Consider the following 4,038-nt stretch of genomic DNA (forward strand, 5'->3'; position numbering starts at 1 on the left):
ACAGGCAGTTAGCTCACTTTCGGCCCGTTTTTACACGAATCCCTGCCGACCCTCAAGTTGGTCGGCGCTCTATAGGTCAGACGAGTCAACGCTGCTTCGCAACACGGGTCAACCGAGGCGGCAAGTGGGATGTTACGTCAGGTCGGGAGCGGGCCTTCTACCCCCGATAAATCTTCCTAATCGAGTCGAGCCGCACCCGCCGCCGTCGTGAGGCTGCCCGCTCGTCGCCCGGATGCGCGCTTTCGCAAGACTGAGACCTGCATCACGCTTCCGTCAACCTGTCAGATCTGACAGGTCACCAGAAGCCTCGCATCCACGTGCTCTTGCCTCAGGCGAGGGCGCGGCTGTCCGCGCGAGGTGTCACAGCTGCAGCAACTTCGTGGACGATAGTCGCGGTGTCTGGGGCTTGCAGGTTGACCGACGGGCGCCGTCCGCGGTCTCTGGACTGACACGCTCTTCGACAAACCAGCAATGTCGGACCAAGCCTTAGACTCCAGACATGCCCGGACCATCGCTTCAAACTCACCCACCGTCAGATTCCGGCAACCATGAGCGCTTGCCCCACTCTGCTTCACCGTGGATCTGGTTTTCCGCGCTGCTCTCCCTCGTACTGTTCGCCATCGACGCCTCGTGGCCGCAGCTGGGCTGGATCGCACGACCACTGATCTGGCTGGGCACGCTGTTTCACGAGCTTGGCCACGGCATCGCCGCGATCGCGCTGGGCGGCGAGCTGGTGCAGCTGGCGATCTACGCGGATGGTTCGGGCGTCGCCATGCATCGCGGTGCGTACTCGGGGCTCGATCGAGCACTGATCGCTGCAGCCGGTCCGCTGGGTGCGCCGCTGGCCGGGCTTGGTTTCTTCATCGCGCTCGGGCATCGGCATGCGGCGCGTTTGCTGCTGGCAGTCCTTGCGGTGTTCCTCGCGTTGGCGATTCTGCTCTGGGTGCGGAACCTGTTCGCACTCGGCTTCGTGGCCGCGCTGGCACTCGGACTCGCGTGGGTGGCCTGGCGTGGTGATGATCCTGTCGTACTGGCCGTGACAGCCTTCGTCGCTGTGGAGATGAGCCTGTCGGCGTTCACCCGCGTGGATTACTTGTTCAGCGCGGGCGCGAACACTGGCGCTGGCACCCTGCCCTCCGACACCGCGCAGATCGCGCAGGCGCTCGGGTTGACGTATTGGATCTGGGGAGCGCTGCTGGCGTTGATTTCGATTGGCATTGTTGGCCTCGGTCTGTGGCGAGCGATCCGACTGGGTCGAGTTCCAGAAGGCTGAACTCTCGAAATTTCATGGCATTCCCCAAGGACCGCAAGTACTCCAAGGCAACGGCGAACAGGTTCGATCTGCGGATTTGCATGTGGAGCGCCGCTCAGAGGGGCAAAGATTCTCGCCACCGCCAGACAACGCGGCAAGGACAACGAGGCGGGCGTGAAGCACCACGCGCTGAACGTCGCGAGGCTGGTGCCGCACGCGCCTGGCGAGTGACGGCGGCGCGCTGCCATGGCGCCCTGCGCAAGGATGACGGCACCGCGCAGGACCACTGCTTGGCTCCTCATCCCGACCGTCGGGAGAGGCCTCGCTACGCCAGGAGTGCGCGATGACCATTCTCTACACCGGTTCCCCGGACCCCGAGTTGCATAGGGTCGTCCGCGACCGCTGCCAGACCCCCCCTGCTCGAGAGCGTCGATCTCGGCGAGGTGCTGCATGTCCGGCTGCATGCCGGCTACGGCTTCGCTTGGGGCGACGGCAATCTCGTGGAGCTCGAACTCTGTGATGCCTGCGCGCACGCCCTGCTCGCGCCCTACGCGCGGGTGACCTCGAGCGCCGAGCTGCTGCCTGGCCACCTTGACCTGTCACTCGATCGCCACCACCGACTTCCCCGGAGCGGGAACCGCGCACTGCGCGGCTTTCTGCGGGAACGCCCTCCTGCCCTACCCTCAGCGGGACTCCGCGGCGTCCGCGCGTGGGCGCGCTACTGGCTGGGGCGCGGCGTCATTCCCCTGCGGCTGTGCCTGCGGCCGCTGCAGGCAGCATGGGCGGCGCTCGCCAGCCGCTGGGACACCGAGGAGAGCATCCTGCGCGCCGACTACTGGGACTCGACCGATGACCGCTGACCAGCCGACCGACACCGCTCGCCTCAAGGAAGCTGCCGCCCAGGCCCGCGTCGCACTCGAACGCGCTCGTGCCGGCCGCGCGTCCCAGAGCCTCGTCTTGGTGGCCGCGTCGCCGCCGGCGGCGGCCGCCCTGCTGGATCAGATTGACGTGGAGACCCGCGCACTGGGGCTGCTGACCCTACGCGCCGATGCCGGTGCCGGCGCCTCGCTACCAGCACTGCTCGCGCGGCAGCTGCGCGACACCCTCCAGCCCCTCGCCCTGACCCCGAGCGCGCAAGGACTGGCTGCACAAGCGGACAGCGCGCTGGTGGGTTTCGCTCGCGGCCTACGGGACCGCTACCCGGACATTCCCCTGCTGGAGGGCACCGCCGAGCCGGGCCTTGCCGACAACGGCGCGCTGGAGTTCGACCTCGTGGCACTCATGGAGAGCGTCGGCCGTGCGGCCAAGGCCGGAGACGCGATGCTGGCACTGCTGATCGACCGGCTCGACAGGCTCGATGCACCGCAGCTGGGTGCCCTCATCGCCGCGCTTCACCGCTGCGCCCAGGCAAGCTTGCCAGTGCTGCTGATCGGAGCGGGCGGGCCGTCACTTCGGGCACAGATGGCCTCAGCAAAGTCTTACGCGGAGCGAATGTTTGCGTTTCCGTATCTCGGGCCCACTGAGCGCGAAGCTCATTAATCCCAAAGTTTTAGGGACTCTCTGTCCACTTCATGGGAATGAGTACGCAGCTTGGTGCTTGCCGTTGCCGTGCCTATGCTCGGCCCGAGGCGGGCCAAGCTTTGGCGGCGATCCCATGTCTGGCTACTCGTTGTCGCACACCCGGACTGTCGCGGACGCTCTCTGCAAAACACCGCCTGCGCTTAGCACCCGCCGTGAGCCAGCGAAGCGTGCTCGCATTCACCCCTCCACCAGCGCCAGCACCCGAATCCTCTCCGCCTCCGACAGCCGTGGCCACGCCAAGAGTAGCCTCGCGAGCAGCTCATCCGACGTCACCAGGTAAGCCGCGGGTATGTCGAGGACACGCGCCAGCTCCAGCAGCATTTCCTGCCGCGGTTGGTGGACTCCGTTCTCGTACTGGTTGATCCGAGGTCCGGCCACGCTCTCGTCCAGCCCGACGAGGATGCCGAGCTTTTGTTGGGTGAGCCCTGCTCGTTCGCGGGCTTGTCGCAGTCGCTGCGCGAACAGGGGCGGTGCGGCGGGCGCTGCCAACGCTCGGTCTCCATCGGACGGAGCGCAGAGACTGCCGAGCATCGCCTGCCATTCATAGTAAGTTATCCTTAATTTTTCGGCGACCAGAGCGCATCGCTTGATGCTCACCGACGTGCCTGCATCGCTCGATGACCTGGGCGCACTCAACGTGTTCGGGCTCGCATCACTGCTTCTCGTACGCGAACAGCGCCTGCCGGTAGCGCCGACCCGCAGGCTCACGACCCAGCTGATGCGCCGCTTGTGCGATGCCGGCGTCATCGTGACCCCGTGGCCAGAGGCTCAGTGGATGGCCGAACCTCGCGCCGAGACGACGCCTCTGGAGCGCTTGCACTGGCGCTACGTCTGGCAGGCCTACACGCTCGACGAGCTCCTTGGCCCTCTGGTCTCGCATCTTGCAGACCTCTGCTCGACCGCGGCGGGGAAGGAACTCTGTGCCCTCATCTGGTCGCAGCTTGCTGCAGCGGAAGCCGAAAGCTTTTTTGCTGGGCAGTTGAGGAAGCACGGCTTCGACGATGAGTGGGCCCCGGACATGGAGTACGCCATCCGCAACGCCCCCATCGCCCTGTCCATCGCCCAGTGGCGCTACTGCGCGTGGGCAGCCGTCAGGCATGGTGCTTCGCTCAGCCAGCAGCGCTGCGGACAGCTAGCCACAGACGTCCTGCGTGTCTTGCCACCCAGTTCCCTTGGACCCGCTCATCCCGGATTTGTGTAAGTCC

5 protein-coding genes are annotated in these 4,038 nt (G+C 66.0%); 4 read left to right on the forward strand and 1 reads right to left on the reverse strand.

The annotated features are described in order from the left end of the window. Positions 1 to 499: 499 nt before the first annotated feature. The 3 genes from Q0654_RS18360 (at position 500) to Q0654_RS18370 (ending at position 2,791) form a co-directional block, all read left to right on the forward strand. Entirely contained in the window at positions 500 to 1,273 is a 774-nt protein-coding gene (locus Q0654_RS18360) for a M50 family metallopeptidase (protein WP_298856429.1), read from the forward strand. Between the two features lie 422 nt (positions 1,274 to 1,695). Beyond that, positions 1,696 to 2,112 (forward strand): hypothetical protein, encoded by a 417-nt coding sequence (locus Q0654_RS18365; RefSeq protein ID WP_298856431.1) that lies wholly within the window; start codon positions 1,696 to 1,698, stop codon positions 2,110 to 2,112. Beyond that, positions 2,102 to 2,791: a hypothetical protein gene (locus Q0654_RS18370; protein WP_298856432.1), complete on the forward strand. Its 690-nt coding sequence runs from the start codon at positions 2,102 to 2,104 to the stop codon at positions 2,789 to 2,791. The genes Q0654_RS18365 and Q0654_RS18370 overlap by 11 nt, the downstream gene beginning before the upstream one ends. Positions 2,792 to 3,010: 219 nt before the next feature. Here the strand turns inward: Q0654_RS18370 and Q0654_RS18375 are convergent, their stop codons facing one another. Beyond that, positions 3,011 to 3,430 carry a helix-turn-helix transcriptional regulator gene (locus Q0654_RS18375; RefSeq protein WP_298856433.1) on the reverse strand — a complete coding sequence of 140 codons (420 nt, stop codon included), beginning with the start codon at positions 3,428 to 3,430 and terminating at the stop codon, positions 3,011 to 3,013. On the opposite strand from Q0654_RS18375, the gene Q0654_RS18380 reads away from it, so the two are divergent. Continuing rightward, a complete protein-coding gene (locus tag Q0654_RS18380) occupies positions 3,423 to 4,034 on the forward strand; it encodes a hypothetical protein (protein WP_298856435.1) in 612 nt (203 codons plus the stop codon). The two genes, Q0654_RS18375 and Q0654_RS18380, sit on opposite strands and share 8 nt — an antisense overlap. Positions 4,035 to 4,038 lie beyond the last annotated feature (4 nt).

The sequence above is a fragment of the uncultured Aquimonas sp. genome (assembly GCF_937888285.1).
In the GTDB taxonomy this organism is placed as follows: domain Bacteria; phylum Pseudomonadota; class Gammaproteobacteria; order Xanthomonadales; family Xanthomonadaceae; genus Aquimonas.